Annotated in this window: 1 protein-coding gene; it reads left to right on the forward strand. The window is 61.5% G+C overall.

Annotated elements, in window-relative coordinates:
- On the forward strand, positions 1 to 1,152 hold a 1,152-nt coding region (locus tag H7U37_RS14915), incomplete at both ends, for a glycoside hydrolase family 3 N-terminal domain-containing protein (protein ID WP_204876942.1).

Here is a 1,152-nt window from a genome sequence, read left to right on the forward strand (position 1 = left end):
TGCAGGCCGGCACCTATGACGCCGACGCCGGCTACATCCTCAACTATGAGGACCCCGCCACCCATAAGAATCCCACCTATGAGCCCATGGAGCTGGATATGCTGGACGAGAACTCCGAAGGCTACGGCGACTACATCACTCCCACCGCCGACGGCCTGAGCGCTGAGAATGTGTCCCTGAGCCTGAGAGCGGCCAGCTTCCCCGAGGCTGTGACTTACACCTATACCGAGGGTAAGATTACCACTTACGTCAGCAGAGATGCCTCCAGCGACTCTGCCAAGTATGCTGCCGACAAGACCAGCACCGACACCGAGACCCTGGAGAAGGTCGGTCCTGTGGACAATCCCACCCTCCTCGACGTGGTCATCGGCAATGTCACCATGGAGCAGCTGGTTGCCGACATGAGCAACGTGGAGTTGGCTGACCTGGTGGAAGGCGGCACTTATGACGGCTTCACCGGCGGCGGCAACGACGTCGAGGCCGTGGTTGGTTCCCAGGCTGAGTCCGTGTACGGCGCTGCCGGCGAGACCACCAGCAACCTGTACACCACCCGCTTTATCCCCAACATCGTGATGTCCGACGGCCCTGCCGGTATCCGTATTACCAACAGCTACATCAAGTACAACATGGTGGACTCCGCTCAGAAGTTTGATCCCAATACTACTTATTATACCGGCACTTACAGCTGGTCCGGTACCACCTACAAGGAGATCGAGTTCGCCGACGAGGCCGCCTTTGAGGCCGAGCGCGCCAAGGGCACCATCCTCTACACCACCGACGGCCAGACCTACTATCAGTACTGCACCGCCTTCCCCATCGGCACCCTGCTGGCGCAGACCTGGGACACCGAGGTCATCGAGTTGGTGGGCCGCGCGGTCGGCATTGAGATGAAGGAATACGGCGTCACCTCCTGGCTGGCGCCCGGCATGAACATCCATCGCAACCCCCTGTGCGGCCGTAACTTCGAGTATTACTCCGAAGATCCTCTGGTGGCCGGCCTGACCGCCGCCGCCGAGACCCGCGGCGTGGAGACCAACGAGGACGGCTCCGCCTCCGGCGTGGGCGTCACCCTGAAGCACTTCGCGTTCAACAGCCAGGAGAACTCCCGTATGGGCAGCAACTCCGTGGTGTCCGAGCGCGCCGCCCGTGAGA

This window comes from Pseudoflavonifractor phocaeensis (genome assembly GCF_016901735.1).
Lineage (GTDB): Bacteria > Bacillota > Clostridia > Oscillospirales > Oscillospiraceae > Pseudoflavonifractor_A.